11 protein-coding genes are annotated in these 15,614 nt (G+C 65.2%); 5 read left to right on the top strand and 6 right to left on the bottom strand.

The window, feature by feature from the left end; all coding sequences use genetic code 11:
- Positions 1–2: 2 nt before the first annotated feature.
- From CRV15_RS15900 to CRV15_RS15890, 3 genes are read right to left on the bottom strand one after another with little or no spacing between them, the layout of a single operon-like run.
- A complete protein-coding gene (locus CRV15_RS15900) occupies positions 3–3,563 on the bottom strand; it encodes an AAA family ATPase (protein WP_003960891.1) in 3,561 nt (1,186 codons plus the stop codon).
- Entirely contained in the window at positions 3,560–4,657 is a 1,098-nt protein-coding gene (locus CRV15_RS15895; RefSeq protein WP_003953703.1) for a DUF4007 family protein, read from the bottom strand. Before CRV15_RS15895 ends, CRV15_RS15900 begins: the two co-directional genes overlap by 4 nt.
- 58 nt (positions 4,658–4,715) lie before the next feature.
- Positions 4,716–5,885 (bottom strand): cysteine desulfurase family protein, encoded by a 1,170-nt coding sequence (locus CRV15_RS15890; protein WP_029182956.1) that lies wholly within the window; start codon positions 5,883–5,885, stop codon positions 4,716–4,718.
- A 454-nt stretch (positions 5,886–6,339) separates the two neighbouring features.
- On the opposite strand from CRV15_RS15890, the gene CRV15_RS15885 reads away from it, so the two are divergent.
- From CRV15_RS15885 to CRV15_RS15865, 5 genes are all read left to right on the top strand, one after another.
- Entirely contained in the window at positions 6,340–7,956 is a 1,617-nt protein-coding gene (locus CRV15_RS15885) for a DEAD/DEAH box helicase (protein ID WP_003960893.1), read from the top strand.
- Complete coding sequence (locus tag CRV15_RS15880; protein ID WP_003953706.1) at positions 7,953–9,821, top strand: ATP-binding protein; 1,869 nt, start codon at positions 7,953–7,955, stop codon at positions 9,819–9,821. Before CRV15_RS15885 ends, CRV15_RS15880 begins: the two co-directional genes overlap by 4 nt.
- Positions 9,818–10,729, top strand: coding sequence for a phospholipase D family protein (locus tag CRV15_RS15875; RefSeq protein WP_003953707.1), 912 nt, complete (start codon positions 9,818–9,820; stop codon positions 10,727–10,729). The genes CRV15_RS15880 and CRV15_RS15875 overlap by 4 nt, the downstream gene beginning before the upstream one ends.
- A gap of 146 nt (positions 10,730–10,875) precedes the next feature.
- Complete coding sequence (locus CRV15_RS15870) at positions 10,876–11,553, top strand: hypothetical protein (protein ID WP_003953708.1); 678 nt, start codon at positions 10,876–10,878, stop codon at positions 11,551–11,553.
- 198 nt (positions 11,554–11,751) lie between these two features.
- Positions 11,752–12,552 carry a hypothetical protein gene (locus CRV15_RS15865; RefSeq protein WP_003953709.1) on the top strand — a complete coding sequence of 267 codons (801 nt, stop codon included), beginning with the start codon at positions 11,752–11,754 and terminating at the stop codon, positions 12,550–12,552.
- Between the two features lie 105 nt (positions 12,553–12,657).
- Here CRV15_RS15865 and CRV15_RS15860 read toward each other — a convergent pair whose 3' ends face one another.
- The 3 genes from CRV15_RS15860 to CRV15_RS15850 all read right to left on the bottom strand — a co-directional run bounded on the left by CRV15_RS15860 (position 12,658) and on the right by CRV15_RS15850 (position 15,567).
- Positions 12,658–13,446: a hypothetical protein gene (locus CRV15_RS15860; protein ID WP_009996576.1), complete on the bottom strand. Its 789-nt coding sequence runs from the start codon at positions 13,444–13,446 to the stop codon at positions 12,658–12,660.
- Between the two features lie 208 nt (positions 13,447–13,654).
- Positions 13,655–15,094, bottom strand: coding sequence for a DNA phosphorothioation-associated putative methyltransferase (locus CRV15_RS15855; RefSeq protein WP_009996577.1), 1,440 nt, complete (start codon positions 15,092–15,094; stop codon positions 13,655–13,657).
- A gap of 161 nt (positions 15,095–15,255) precedes the next feature.
- Entirely contained in the window at positions 15,256–15,567 is a 312-nt protein-coding gene (locus CRV15_RS15850) for a nucleoside triphosphate pyrophosphohydrolase (protein WP_003953712.1), read from the bottom strand.
- Between the last annotated feature and the right edge of the window lie 47 nt (positions 15,568–15,614).

Raw genomic sequence — 15,614 nt, 5'->3', positions numbered from 1 at the left:
GGTCACTCAGTCCTTTCTGCTGCCGTCGTTGTCGCGGGCTCGGTGACGCGCTGGGCGAGGGCGGCGAGCAGGATGCGGGCGCCGTCGGGACCGAGCATCTTCTCAGCTTGCTCCAGGACACTGACAGCGAGGTCCTCCGCCTCCTGCCGGGATTGCTCCGGAACGTAGATCAGCGTCCGCTGCTCGGCCCCGTCCTTGTCCGTCAGGGTGAGGAGCCGCGCTTCGAGCGCCTCGCCCCTGTCGCCATCCGTGGGGCTCTGGTACAGGTGGCTCACTCGGTCGAGGGCCGCGGCCATCTCCTTCACCCGGCGGGGGAAGATGGTTGCGTCTGTGTCGGACCAGTCGCCGAGAGCGGAGTTCGACAGCCGTACGATCACCGGGTCGAGCCAGTCCTCGTCAGCCAATCCTGAGTTGAGGGCGATGGCAACGAATCCCTTGAGCTCCAGGCTCAGGGAGACGCCGGCGAAGCCCCCCAAGCGGGTAGCGAGAGCACGCCGCAGCTCTGGCAGCGAAGCCGGCAGGCGGAATTCCCTGCTAATGGTCTCAATAACTTCTGCTCGCAGCGCTTGTTCGGCACCAGAGATCTCGTCGACTGCAGCCGCGAGCCGGTCCGCATAGCCCTTGTTCCCCGCGGTGGCCCGGCGTGCCTCAGTGGTGATCGGATCCATGCCGAGAGCCCTGGGCAGCGCATTGAACAGCAGGTCGTCGGGGTCCTGCGCCACCAGCAGTGCTGAACGCACGGCGACTGCATCCGCGCTGATGCGCCGAGTACGCCTGGCGTACGGGGTAAGCACCATCACCCTCTCCAGCAATGCCCTGGTGACCGCGAGCAGGGCCGGGTTGCGCAGGGCTTGGGAACGAGGCGATTCGACCTTGAGGGCAACAGACGAGCTCTTCACGACACTCTGGCGCAGGCCGTCCCCGAGAGGGGTGGACTTCACGGCGAATCGCTGGGGAGCCTTGACCATGCGCTCAACGATGTCCGGCGTCAGCCGTGGCAGGTAAGAGCCGTCCTCGAAGAGCGCCACATCCTCGCTGCGCACGATGAGTGCCGTGACGACGAGCAGGGGCACCACGCCTGCCTTGACCCCGTAAGGCGGCACCATGACGACACGGATGATCTCATCGAGCCCGGTGCGCTGGTGGGCCTCTGTGAGCGCAGTCTCCAGAGCATTCCAGACAGGGAGGGTGTGAGGGTGCGCTTCGCTGGGCCGTGAGAACCCGTAAGGGAGAAAGGAGGTCGACGCGTCGTCGGGTGCACTGCGGTTTTCCCTGTGCAGGCCCATGTACTCCAGCGCACCGCTGTACATGGCCCGCTCGGCGGGGTACTTCTCGATCCCGAGGTGCCGTTCTCCAGACTTGCGGAGCATCGCCGTCAGCAGCTCGCGGCGAGACTTTGCGCCCTGGCTCGTGAGCTCGTGTCGGCCGAGCATCTCGTTGCGGATGTGTGGGGCGGCGGAAAACACCTGGTCGCAGGCAAACGACACGAGACCGCTGAGGCTGCGACCTCCAATCGTCTCGCCCTCAGAGGAATCGGCCGGCATACCGGTGCGCCACAGCCGCCAGGTGGCGCTCGCGGACAGCGGGAAGAACGCCGCATCAAGCAGTTCTGTCAGCTCGCGCTGAGCGACTGCCGCACGTCCCTTGACCTCGCGTGCAGCGACGGGGTCCAATGATGAGTCCAGCAGCAGTTCTTGCAAGGCGACGAGGTAGCTAGCGGCGTTCAGGATGATCTCCGGCTCTTCCGTGACTCCGAGGATCACGGGAAGCGTGGAGTTCACCACCGGTCGGTCGCTGACCTTGCCCAGGTGGAAGAGAAGCAGACCGTCGGCCTGATCGTTGAGCTCGTCCGGACCTTGGATGCTCTTCGTCTCAGGGCTGGAGACGCGGACGAAGAACGCCCGCAGCATGCCTGTGACCTGGTTGTGGCGGCCAGCGGCAACGGCAAGCGGGAGATAGTCGCCCAGTCTCTGAATGACCGAGGGCGTGTCGAGGTGGTTGATGATCTCCTTGACACGGCCGTCGATGTCGAAATCCGTGCCTCGCCACACCCGGTACTCGCCGCTGAACTGGCGATGCACGAGGAATCCTCGCGACACCAAGTTCTGCAGCTGCTTCTCCAAGGCCGCGAACGTCTTGCGATCTGCGCCCTCGGTGGGCTCGTGCAGCGCGAAGTGAATCATCGCCGCAGTGGCACGCAGAGCGCCATCGGCGTCGATGAGGTTGAGCATGCCAACGGTGCGCAGAAGGTTCTGGTCCGCGGGGGACATGCCTGCGGCTTCGTTGATGCGCGATTCGATCTCGATCCAGCGGCTGGCGTGGCTGGAGGCCAGCAGTGAGGTACGGCCGGAGTTGAGGAAGAAGTCGTACAGCTGCGGCAGCTGAATGGTGTCAGCTCGGCTGGGCTTGCGACTTGAGAACTGTTCCAGAGCGCGGCGCACCGTGTCGGGTTCGTCGCTGTTCATGAAACCCGACAGGCTGCGGTCGTGCTGGCCGATTTGGGCGGCGAGGAGGGGGGCCGCGACGATGGTCAGCGGATGCAGGGGATAGAGGTCCTCAAAGTGTTGCGCCTTGAGATCGACAACGGCGTTGAGCCCGTGCTCGAGCCATGCGGCTTCGGCGGCTTCGGCCTGCGCTCGGATGAGCGCGCGCCCGGAGTCGGATACACCAGACCGGTCGATCCGGCGGCACATCAGCTGGACCGCGTCGCCGAGATGCGGCGTGAAGGTGATGTCCTCGAACCGGCCCTGGATTTTGGCCCACTCGCGAGTCTGGAGCTGGCTGGAATGGGCGGCGTAGTCCATGAACGACATGTGCTGCAGCGTCATCATGAACAGCGGGAGCCCCTGGGGGCCGGCACTCTTCTCAGCCAGTTCCTGCAGCAGGAACAGGTCGTCTTTGGCGCTGCTCAGATCGCTGTTCCCAGAGAGGTGCTCCAGCGTCTTACCGAACTCGTCGATGATCAACAGGAGTGGCTGCTGCTCGCAGAGAGCGACCACAGCGTCCAGGATGTTCTGTGACGTGGCAGCGGGATCCGCGCAAGCGGCGAGGGCAACTGTGACCGCCTTGGGCGTGCGGGTCTTCCAGCGGCGCCGTGCCGCGGTGTGAAGGGCCCGGGAAAGGGTGGCGACTAGAGGCTCACGGCGCGCGGTGGCAACGGCACCAAGGAAGCCCACAGGGGCGAGTTCCCCGCGACTGGCCGTGAGTCGCTGAACGAGGCCCATGCTGGTCGCACCGAGCACCGACTCAGCCTCGGTACGGCGGACACTGTCCGGACCCAGGAGGGCTTCGATGAAGTTTGCCAAGGTGGACTTACCGGATCCATAGGGTCCGGTGAACGACCACGATCGGGGGCGGCGAAGGTCACCGAGCGCGTTGGTGACGCGATCGACGACATCGACGGCCCGCGCTCCGACGTAGGGGGTGTGCAGTTCGTCCTCGACGTCGCGCTCCAGGTTGGTGGAGCGCATCTGGGAGCCAACGAGGCTGATGCCGTGCGGGAACTGCGGAGTGGCGGGGGCCTTCAGAACAGAGCTAGGCCGCGTGGGGGTTGCGGTGGTCACACGGTCTCCTCGGTCAGGGCGAGCTGCGGGTCGATGATGTCCAGCTGCTTGAGCTCGCGCTTTTCAGCCTCGGCGAGCTTGGGGTACCTGCGAGCCCAATCCTCACGGGTGGGGAAATTCGGCCTGCTGCGGACGTTGTCGTACTGCTCGTCCAGCACGTCCCAGGCAAGATCGAATGGGCCAGAGGTGAACGTCAGGCTCCGTTGGCCCACTGCCTCTACGAGCTGTAGTTCCTGGTGGCTAGCGGCGACCTTCTCCAAGGCCGCCGCGATGTCGGCCTCGCGGATGCGGAAGGCTCGTCCAGGAGCGCCGGGCTCGTTTGCCAAGCGCGCCAAGGAGATCGAGCCTGCATTGCGCGTCGTGCGGGCTGCGTAGTCCAGGCACGCGTAGGCGATGATGCGGGCCGGCAGGGAGGGGCGGGAACCGCTCGTGAATTCCCATTCGCTGCTGCCACGTTGGCCCACCTGCTCCATCAGCCCGAGCTCACGGAACGGGCAGGAGAGAAGATCCTCGAATGCGCCCGGCGCCCCGCCCCTCAGTCGCTGAGCAGGGACGTACATCTTGGTGATGCAGTCGACGTCCTTGGCGATGGAGGCTTCCACCGGGCCTTCAGGGAAGGAGAGGTTGACATGCCGCACGATGACCTGGGTCAGGTCCGCCAGCGTGAACCGGGAGAAGGGAGCCAGGTGGAACGCGACATACCACGAAGGTGCCCAACTCTTCGTCCCCGGTCGGGAAGACAGAAGCCACCAGTGAAGAAGCCACAGGCTGCCGAGCTCTTCCAGGTAGGGGTCGGCTCCATCCTCGTCAAGCAGCCACCGCGCCTCCCAGGTTGGGTAGGACAGCATGGCCCTGGAGTTGGTGTCGTCGCCGTAGTGCTCCCGGGTGAGCTTGAAGGCACGGGACCAGTAGCGCATGGCGTAGACCATGTTTTTGCCAACGCCGAGCTGCACGGGAGCATCATCCGCGAGGAATGCCTCGGGGTTGCTTTGCACCTGCATGTACGCCTTGTGGAGCCACCCGAAGCGCGGCGCGAAGGTCTCGTGGCGCGCGAAGGAGGAATGGGCGGCTTCGGCGAGCCGACTGTCTGACATGCGACGAATCTCCGTGTACGTTCAGATTTTGGTGGGCGTCAGGACTGAATGCTTCAGGTCAGATCGGGATCGCCAAGGCGGCGCGCACTTGCCGGACTGCGCGGATCGTGGAGGCGATGGCCTGATCGACATCGGCGCGAGTTGACGCGTACCCGAGAGAGAACCGGACAGTGGAGTCTGCCTCTTCCCGGCTACGCCCCATGGCCAGGAGTACGTGGCTCGGGCTCGGTGCACCGGAAGAGCACGCACTTCCTTCGGAGGCAGCGACATCTGGCATCGCGGTGAGGACAGCGTCGGCAGGGGCGCCGTGGAATGTGATGCTGGTAACACCAGGTAGCCGGTAGTCGAGCGAACCGTTGATCCGGCAGTCGCCGAGTTGCTCAACGAGAGCACTCTCCAGCAAGTCACGGAGGCGTGCGACCCGTGCGATCTCTTCCGCCAAGCCGCGGTGCGCCGCTGCCGCTGCTGCTCCCGCCCCTGTGATGCCGGCGACGTTGAGTGTCCCGGCCCGCCAGCCGCGTTCTTGCCCTCCGCCGAAGATCAGCGGGTGGTACGGGAGCGCGATGCCACGGCGGACGAAGAGGGCCCCCACTCCTTGCGGGCCGCCGAACTTGTGAGCTGACAGGGACAGCAAGTCCACGTCGACCTCGGCGAGGTCGAACGGCAGTCGGCCAACCATTTGCGTGGCGTCAGTGTGGAAAAGAGCCCCCGCCGCATGTGCCGCTTCCGCAAGCGGTGCGAGGTCGGTCAGGACGCCCGTCTCGTTGTTCCCGGCCATCAGGGAAACGATCGCCACGTCACCCGCCGACAGGGCGGCATGGAGGCCGTCGATATCCACCAGGCCGTCCGCATCCACCGCCAACAGTCTGAGCGCGTCGGGCGTGGTTGCCGTAAGGTTCTTGGCGGTTTCCAGCACTGCAGGGTGCTCGACTGTGCTCGTAATCACAGTCCCGCCGACGCTGTGAGCAGCTCGCAGCGCGAGGTTGTTGGCTTCGGTGGCTCCAGAGGTGAAGATGATCTCGCCAGGGGAGCAGTTCAACAGATCAGCGACTTGGCGGCGAGCCTCGTCTACCCGTTGCGCGGCGTCGCGGCCGGAACGGTGTGCGCTTGACGCATTACCCACCGTTTCCATCGAGGCGAGAGCGGCCTCTCGCGCTTCGGGTCGCATGGGTGCCGTGGCGTTGTAATCGAGATAGGTCAGACCTGAATCAAGCGTCCGTTCTGTCACAATCCACCCCGCTTCTCTCTGATCCGTCTGTGCAACTGGTGGCTGCTCGCGGCGGTGCGGCAGCTTCCACCAGTTGTCAACGGTGAATCCTAGCTGTCGGTGGATGCGGGTGGGACGCAGGCGCGGTTTTCGCGCGTTTGGTGAGTGCATGCGACCGCCGCCGATTCAAACATGTGTTCGCATTATGGCTGCTTCGTGACCACCGGTAAAAGCCATGAGAGCCCGGGGAGTTGAGTCACGCGGCCCCGGTCCGTTCGGCAGCGTCGACTGCCGCTCCACGTGATTGCGCCGAGCCGGCTTCGGCTGTCAGCGGTCAGGGCTAGGGTTGATCACGTGCTGAACCCCCACTGAATGGGGTGCGGTGGATGAGGGGGAAACGATCTGGTAAGGAGATGGGGTTGCACGCGGCAGGGGCGCGGCGAGTAGATGTGACGCAGACGAACTGGGGGGAGCTGTGATCGGGTCTCCGGGCATCGCGTTTCAGGCCGTCCTTGATGCGGCCCCCCTGAGCTACATACGGCGCCTGCTTGGCGAGCACGCCTGCGAACTCCTCACATTGCTGCGGGAGGGGTCCGTTGAGGATGCCATCCGGAAGGTCGCGGCCTCGGCAGTCTCTCCGGAGCAGTTGATCGGCGATCCCGAGGAGCGCGCGCAGCTGCTGGAGCTGCTTCCCGAGGGCAAGAAGGTGGAACTAGCAGAACGCCTCGGTTGGGACAATTCTTCGTCGCCGACGGTATTCCTGTCTGCTCTGCCCTGGACGCTTGAAGAGCGCCGCGTATTCCTTGGCTTCCTTGGGCTCGTCGTTGATCGAGCGCCCGAGGCTCCCGTGTCCTCACGGAGACCGTCCGAACCGAGCTATGGCCTGTTCCCGCATCAGCGGCGTGCGGCCGGCAAGGTGCGGCGTCTGCTCTACTCCGGTGAGCGCCGCACGGTGTTGCACCTGCCGACCGGGGTCGGTAAGACGCGCACCGGCATGGACCTGATCTGTGACCACCTGCGGCAGCATGAGCCCACTCTGGTCGTGTGGCTGGCCCGGGGCCGCGAGCTCCTCGAACAGGCCGCGCTCGAGTTCGAGCGCGCATGGGCCTCTCTCGGCAATCGGGAGGTCACCGTAGCCCGGATGTGGGGGGACGCTCCCACCGATCTTGACGACATCACCGACGGCATTGTCGTACTCGGGCTGGAGAAGGCAGGTGCCGCGGCGAAGAGTACGCCGGGCTTTCTCGACCAACTTGCGCTCCGCACCACGCTCACAGTCTTCGACGAGGCTCATCAAGCCATCGCGCCCACTTACCGCCGGGTGGTCGAAGCCCTCACGCTCCGTAGCGATTCGAGCCTCTTGGGGCTGACTGCCACGCCGGGAAGGACGTGGGCCGACATCTCGGAGGACGAGAAGCTCGCGGACTTCTTCGCACGCCAGAAGGTGATGCTGGAAATCGATGGGTACGACAACCCCGTCACCGCTCTCATCGAGCAGGGGTACCTCGCCCGCCCAGACTTTCGCACGGTCGCGGCTGACTCTGGGATGAAGCTCAGCGCCCGGGACAAGCAGGCTCTCGCTGCGTCCTTTGACATCCCCGATGAACTGATCACACGTCTTGCCGACAACGTGCAGTGGAACCTTCAGGTCGTCCGCACCGTGCTCGATCTCAGCGGACAGCACAGGCGCATCCTGCTATTCGCCGCCTCGATCGAGCACAGCCGCCTGATCGTCGCCATCCTGAGCATGTTCGGAATCGATGCCGAGCAGGTCACGGGCGAATCCTCAACGCGTCATCGCGATCGAGTGATCAACCGCTTCAAGGGCCCTGGAACCCGACCGATGGTCCTCTCGAACTACGGCGTGCTCACCACTGGCTTCGATGCCCCCGCGGCGAGCGCCGCCGTGATTGCCCGCCCTACTCGCTCACTCGTGCTGTACAGCCAGATGGTGGGCCGCGTGATCCGCGGGCCCAAGGCCGGCGGTACCTCCACATGCGACGTCGTGACCGTCGTCGACCCCGCGCTCCCGGGCTTCGGAGACGTGGCAGAGGCATTCACCAACTGGGAAGACGTATGGAAGGCTCTATGACATCCAAGTACTCGATCGTCACATCCGACCTGACGGTCAAAGCTTTGCAGGACAGCGGATACAAGTCGACGGCACACGCCATCGCCGAGCTGATCGACAACGGAATCGAAGCCGGGGCTGATCTCGTCGAGCTGTTCGTTGTTGAGTCGACGGACCGTCCGTCGCAGCGCTCGCGCCACCGAGTCGAGAAGATTGCCGTACTCGACAACGGTAGCGGCATGGATCCCGAGACGCTCCGACAATCCCTCCGCTTCGGTGCGGGAACGCGGCAACAGCGGAAGGGGATAGGACGCTTCGGAGTCGGCCTGCCCAACTCCAGCATCTCCCAGTGTGACCGCGTCGACGTCTGGTCCTGGACCAACGGACCCGACAATGCACTGCACACGTATCTTGATCTGACGGAGGTGCGCGGCGGGCTCGAAGAGGTCCCCGAGCCCAAGCTCGACGGCGTCCCGGACGAATGGCAAGCGCTGGCCGAAGGGCTCGGCACCAGTGGCACCTTGGTGCAGTGGACACAGTTGGAACGGGTCCAGTGGCGTGGCGCGGAGGCAACTCTGGCCAATACCGAGAGCTTGATCGGCCGCATCTACCGTCGGCTGATCGCCGAGGGAACGCGGATCAAGCTGGTACCTGCTCGCGGGTGGGCTCCCTTGCCCGGCGTTCGTGACGCACGCCCCAACGATCCGCTCTACCTGATGTCGCCCAGTGCGACGCCGGCCCCGTTCGACACCAAGCCGATGTTCCGCCCATTCGGTGCCGGCAACGTCGGCGAGATCGGTGTCGAGCGGTTCATGGTCCATGGAGCCGACGGTAACGAGTACCCCGTCTTCGTCCGTTCCTCGATCGCTGTCGATGCAGCGCGACGTCCGGACATCGGAGGCGAGGAATGGCCCAAAGCCGTATCTCCGAGTCTCAACCCCGGTGAAGCTCCGTGGGGCAAGCACGCCGCCAAGAACCTCGGTATCTCGCTGATCCGTGCCAACCGCGAACTCGACCTCGACACGGGCTGGACGAACTCCTATGACCCTGTGGAACGCTGGTGGGGCGTAGAGATCGATTTCCCACCCGCGTTGGACGAAGTCTTCGGGGTCACCAACAACAAGCAAGCGGCCACGATCTTCTCTGACCTTGCCCACTTCAACTGGCGGGAGGAGGCTGCTGGCCTTACCTGGGACGAGTTCCGGGAGCAGCTCCGCGAGGAGGGGGACCGGCGGCTCCCACTCATCGAGATCGTCTATCACATCCGTGAGAAGCTGCTCGGCAAGCTGCGCTCCGACCTCGCTGACCAGACCCGGGGCACGCGCGCCAACCGGAAGCGGCACGAGGACGTGGAGACTAAGGCCGAGGAAGCGGTCAAGCGGCGGCGTGTGGAGACGAAACCCAGCTTCACCGACACGCTCGCCGAGCAGGTCACCGAGGAAGAGAGCAAGGAGATTCAGCTCGAAAACCTCGTGGAGACTCATAAATACACGCCTGCTGACGCGCAGCGGATCATCGAGGAGTCGATCCAGCAGGGCAAGCACGTCCGCCTGCTGACGAGCCGCAACCCAGACTCGCCGGCCTTCTTCAACATTGACTACATCCCCAACCTGCTGCAGGTCACCCTCAATCAGGACCATCCGGTCTATGCAGACCTCATCGCCGTGCTCGACGGCGACATCGACGGCGCCACCAAAGAAGAACTCGCAGAGCGGCTGAGGAGCGCGGCTGGAGCGTTCAAGCTCCTACTCATGTCCTGGGCCAGGTTCGAGGATGAGCTTCCGGACAAGCCTCGGGAGCGAGCCAAGAAGATGCGCCAGGACTGGGGCCGCATCGCCAGCGACTTCCTCGGCGCGGACGAGGCCGACGACGAGGACGATGAGTGACTCGAGATCACGTCTGGCGACAGGTTGAGCAGCTCCTCCTCGGCGCGACTCGCGAAGTGCTCCTGGTGGCCCCCTTCATCAAGCAGGAAACCTTCCAGGCAGTGCTCGCGGCCGTGCCGGACAGCGTGGGACGCATTCACTGCGTCACACGCTGGTCCGTCGCCGAGGTGGCGGCGGGAGTGTCCGATCCGGAAATCGCGGAACTGGCCGAAGCAGACGGACGGGTGGACATCTCGCTGTGTCATAACCTGCACGCCAAGTTGTATGCCGCTGATGACCGTTGCCTCGTCGGGTCTGCCAACCTAACCGGCAAGGCAACTGGACGAGTGCCGGCTGCGAACATCGAGCTGCTCATCGAAGCCGAGCTTGCGCACCCTGAGGTGCGTCGGGTCCTGGACGCCATCGACGAAGTCTCCGTACCCGGTACGGTGCAGCTCGCTCGCCAGATCCGCGAGCAGGCTGACCTCGTGCGGGCCGACGAGGACGCCCCACAGATGCTGGTGGTGGGCGAGACCGAGGCGCAGTCTCGCTGGTTGCCAGAGACCCGGAACCCTGAGCGCCTCTACCGGGTATACAACGGTCGACACGGGAACATCTCCAGCGACGTGCTCGCCGGTGTCCTGCGAGACCTCGTCCATATGGACATCCCTCCGGGGCTGTCCGAGCAGGACTTCGGGGCCGCAGTCCTCCTCCGACTGCGGTCCCTGACCGAAGTCCGCACACTGAACGAGAGCGGGGCCCTGAATCTTGACCACGCGAAGCGGGCACTGATCGTCGGCGGGCTCCACACGCCAGATCAGGCGCAGCGGGCGGTGGAAACGATCGCCAAATGGCTGAGCTACTTCGACGAGGTCTACCTCGTGCCCGTCGGTCCCTGGGAGATCCGCCAGGGCAAAGAGATCAGGTGACGGAGCGCCGGGCTGGTGCGCGCGGAAGCGCCTGCACCAGCCAGCGGCGCGACCTCCGGTAGCCCGTCAGCGCCCAGCTCGTAGAGACGAGCGAGCGATATCGTTAGCAGACCCCGTGTTCAGCTGCGGGGCCTCGACTCGCCAAGATGATCGAAAAGGTGGGGAGCATGACGGCGGTACGCAAGCCGTATCTCCTCGGACACGCCGAGATCGCCGCGCTGTACGGAGTGGAACGCCAGACCTCTCAGAAGTGGAGGGCCGACGGCACACTGCCCGACCCCGACCTGCTGGTCTCCGGAAACCCCTACTGGCTGTTGACCACGGTGCTCAAGCTCAATGGTGTTGGTGGCCGGGAGGCGACGGCGCAGCGGTTGGCCGCGTTCGAAGCCGGCACTCCGGGCGGCTACCGCGCCAAACCGAAGGCTTCGCTGCCGGTCATCCTCGGAATCACGGAGGTGGCTCAGGTCCTCGGCCGAGACAAGCAAGCGATCTCCCGCTGGCGTCACCGCAAGCAGCTGGCGGACGCCGACTATGTGCTGTCCGGGTCGCCGCTGTGGCTATTGAACACCGTCTTGGCCGACGCCAAAGCCCGCGACCGTGTCGTGCAACAGGCAGAGGTCGAGCGACTTCGTACGAGGGAGCGTGGCTCCCAGAAGCCGCGTGGGCGGACGAGCAAGCCACCGGAGCCGCGCACTCAGCCGAGCCCGCTGCCAGTTCCTCGGACCTTTACACGCGACCAGGGCGATGAGGCCGAAGCATTCTTGGCCGCCGCCTTCGCCCAGGGACTCTCGGTCGTCATCCGCCCCAAGCGTCAGAAGCCGTAGCGCCCCCAACGGCGAGCAGCGCGTTGCGTCGCTGTGGCAACAAGAGCATGGGCGTGCCCCGAGCGGAATATACAGTTGATGACATGGTTGGTATCCATAGAAACTCCCACGACCGGACCTCCTCAACTGACGGGATACCCCAATGACAGATGAAAACCTGTACCGCGACGCGAGCGCCCGCCTTCGAGGGGTGAGCGCATGAAGGTCATCTCGTACGGGGGCGGGGTCCAGTCGACCGCCCTCCTGGTGCTCGCGGCCCGAGGAGAAATCGACTATCCCACCTTCCTCTTCGCCAACGTCGGCGACGACAGCGAGCACCCAGCGACCTTGGCCTACATCCGCGAGGTCGCCGCCCCGTACGCCAGCCGCGCCGGGATTAACCTCCAGCAGCTGAACCGCGTGCGCCGCGACGGCACCTCTGAGACCCTCATGCAGAGGCTGAACAGGCCCGGCACCCGATCCATCCCGATCCCGGTCCGGATGGCCAACGGGGCTCCCGGGCGCAGGTCCTGCACCGCTGACTTCAAGATCAGGGTCGTAGGCCGGTGGCTTCGCGAACACGGCGCCACGGCCGCCGGGCCCGCCACTGTGGGCATCGGGATATCCCTCGACGAAATCCACCGGGCCAACCGCCGGCGGTGCGAACCCCACGAGCAGATCGAGTACCCCCTCCTCGACCTCCGGCTCCGCAGAACAGACTGCGAGCACATCATCAAGGACGCGGGGCTGCCCGTCCCGCCCAAGAGTTCCTGCTTCTTCTGCCCCTTCCGTACCGTCGGAGCATGGCGACAGCAGCGGCAGGACGAGCCAGAGCTGTTCATCAGGTCCGTGGAACTGGAGGAAACGATCAACGAGCGCCGCGCCGCGCTCGGACGGGATCCCGTGTACCTAACCCGGTACGGCCGTCCTCTGGCCGAGGCCATCAAGGACTCCGGCACGGTGCGTGGCCGAGACGACACCGGAGACGGAAGCTGTGACTCCGGCTGGTGCATGACCTGACCTGCATGAGGGAGAGTGCGGCGCTGCGAAAGGGCGGGGGCCGACAGCCCCCGCCCTTCCAGGCGCCGACGATCTCCTTCGGGATCGGCGCTCACCGCGTGTCGATTACAGGTCCGGCGGATCCCCGTGGTCCAGCTGCAGCACGGCGAGGTAGTCACCGTAGGAAATCTCCTGATCCACCCACTGGCTGCCTCCCGCAGAGTCGGGGACCCACATCCCTTCGCACAGGAACTTGTCCTCGTTGGGGGCGACGATGTGCCGCTCCTCCACGGCCCAGGCGAGCAGCGCCTGAATGCCTAGGAGAAGAATGGAAGTCGCTTCCTTGCTCGTACAGATCTCGTCGTGGCCAGCGGGGAACGACTGCATATCGTCGTCGTGTGCTGGCTGAGGAATACGAGTAAATCCGTGAGCTGCCAGCTCGTGTACGCCGATGGCCTGGGTGACGGCGACGGCGAGCGAGGAGGGCTCGGAGCTCTCCGTGGCGTGGGCGAGGAAGTGCCGGGTCGCCTCGCGGGCATGCAACGGGGGCTCCTGGCCAGCTCGCGCGAGGCGCAGCTCCGCAGCATCAATGGCCGGGCCCGGGGTGGGAAGATCCGGGAGGAGGACTCGTACGAGGGCTTCCAGCGCCGCCCGGGTGTAGCCCAGGCGCAACTGGTGCAGTTGCCACTCGCCCATCATGTTCGACCAGACGTAGTCGAAGTCATCGCCCGCTGCACACATGCCGCCGTCTTCGTACGCCATGTCGAACGTGACCGTGCGGAGGCCGCTCGCCAGGCGAAGCCAGGCGTAGACGTTGTCCCACGCCTCGCGTTCCACCGGCTCGGACGAAGCAGGGATCCGTTCCACCCAATCAGCGAGCTCGGAGGCGTGCTCTTGGGGATCGAGGAGTGCCATGGCTGACTGCGCGCGGTAAGGGGGCAGGCAAGGGCCTGGGAGCTGTGTGGATGCCATGCATAGGAGCGTCTCACGCCGGTCTGACAACCCGGCCGGGAACAAGGGTTGTTCACCAAATGAGGACCTGCTGGGCTCCCTGGACCCAGCGGGAATCCGGGGTGCGCGAGCGCGTACTTGCGGGGACGCAGCCTCTGCCAGTGCCAGGACCTCAGCTGTCGGAACGGCGGACCAACCGGTGTCCTCGCAGTGCACGGCCGCAACGGGCAAGTGCTCGCTCCCAGCCCTCCTCGTTGCCGATGAGGTGCGTCTCCTCGTAGAGGCCGGCTCTCACCTCGGCGGCGGTGAGACGTTGGTACTTGGGGACATCGGGGTCGTCCGGCGCGAGGAACTCATGCTTCCGGTGTAGCAGAGGACGATTGGTCGAATCCGCGTAAGACAGGAAGGATAACTTCAGCGTCTGCAGGTCAACGCTGTACGACGAGGCCAAACGAGGATGGGGGTCGGTATCGAACGCGGGGTAGTCCAGCCAGCTGGCTCCACGCCCCTGGTGGCGAAGCTTCAGGACGGACCACTCTTCCGGGCGGCCAGCAGCGATGCTGGCGCACTGCTCGTACAGGCGGAGCACGGTCGGGAGCCGATGGACGGCCCGGCGGTGCACATACAGCGCGGTTGCCGTGAACTTGCCCGCAGCCGACCCGGTCATGGCACGCCGTAGGTACGCGTCATCGCGGAGCTTGAACAGAAGCCGATCCGCACGTTTGCACGCTTCTGCGTAGGAAGAGAAGAAGGCCCGGATATCCAGTTGGACGGGAAGTGGCAGGCTGCTCGCGGGTCCGCGCCCGTGGAAGAGTTCGACGGCGAGGAAGAGAAGGGTGTCGAGGGTGGTGCGCTTCCCGCTCTCCTCGACCTTCAGTGGGTCGGCGGACTGCTCGGCGAGTCGCCTGAGCTCGGTTGTCCGCAAGTGGCCGAGAAGGCTGATGATCGGCTGCGGCATTTCTTCGAGGTTCGGTAGCCGGCCGCGGTGTTCGAGATGATCGACGACCGCTGCGATGGCCGATGCGACGTCCTGGGAAGCAAGCCACCCGGCTTCCGGCGTGATCTGCCGGGCAAGATAGCCGAGCCGCGCTTCGTCGCTCTTGAACGCATAGACGATCCCCGGGGCAGCTGAGAGGCAGCGGACGCCAGTGGTCTCCTGAACGTAGTCCCGAAGCTCGCTTGCCGCGAACAGGTGCTGGAACGTATTGCGACTGGTCAGGATGCCATCGCCGTACTCGGTGCCCCTGATTTGGTTCCGCTCCCAACGGAGCCTCGCGGACACCACGAGCGCCGACCTCGTGTTGTTCCAGGCGTCCAGGAGGGTCTGTCGTCGTTCGGCGGGGTCTTCGATCACGTTGAGGACGTAGGTGAGGAGCACGATTTCCGCGGGCTTGAGATCACCGCCCGGGTGGTGAACGGGGTCCCAGCCGGAGACGTCGAGCCCGATGTTCTGAAGAGCGCGTACGTCGCCACCGCGGCCGCAACCGTAGTCCAGGACCCGCATCCTCGGTTCGAGTTGAAGATCGACCACGGCCTGACGCGCCGGGACGGACAACCCGACACGGCCGATGGCCGTCCGGTGGCGTTGGCTACTCCAGAGCTGCTCTGACATGAACGCTTCCTGGGATTCGACCGGCGAATCTACATACGGCAGCACCGAACCTTACGCTGTAGCCGCATCAGCCCGCTCGCCGCTGTGCGGGAGCTGGCGGCTGTCCAGCGGCTCCTCGCGGAACCGACATGCTGTCTGCGACTCCGGAACCCACAGGCAGCTCAGGCATTGCCGGTCCACACGACTTTGCCAGCGAAACCACCCCTCGACGCAGCCTTCTGTGCTCGCCGTTCCTCCAAGCGGCTCGGTGTCATGCCCAGGTCGAGGGCGAGTGCGTGAACCACTTCGAGGATGTCTGCCAGCTCCTCGGCAGCCGCGGAGTCGTCCGCGGTGAGGTCGGCTACCTCCTCGCTGAGCTTGTGGCGCAGCCGCTCCCGGTACTCTTCCGGGCCGGCGACGTAGATCATCGGCTCCGCACCGCTCTCGCGGATGATCTGGGGAATCAGGTCTCGTACGAGCTTGCCGTCTGCCATCAGGCATCCTCAAATGTGGTCCTACGAGGCGTTTCCCCTCGCCTGTT

This window comes from Streptomyces clavuligerus, from assembly GCF_005519465.1.
Classification (GTDB): Bacteria; Actinomycetota; Actinomycetes; order Streptomycetales; family Streptomycetaceae; genus Streptomyces; species Streptomyces clavuligerus.
Note: the sequence above shows the minus strand (reverse complement) of the source record. Positions and strands in the feature narration are given on the sequence as shown.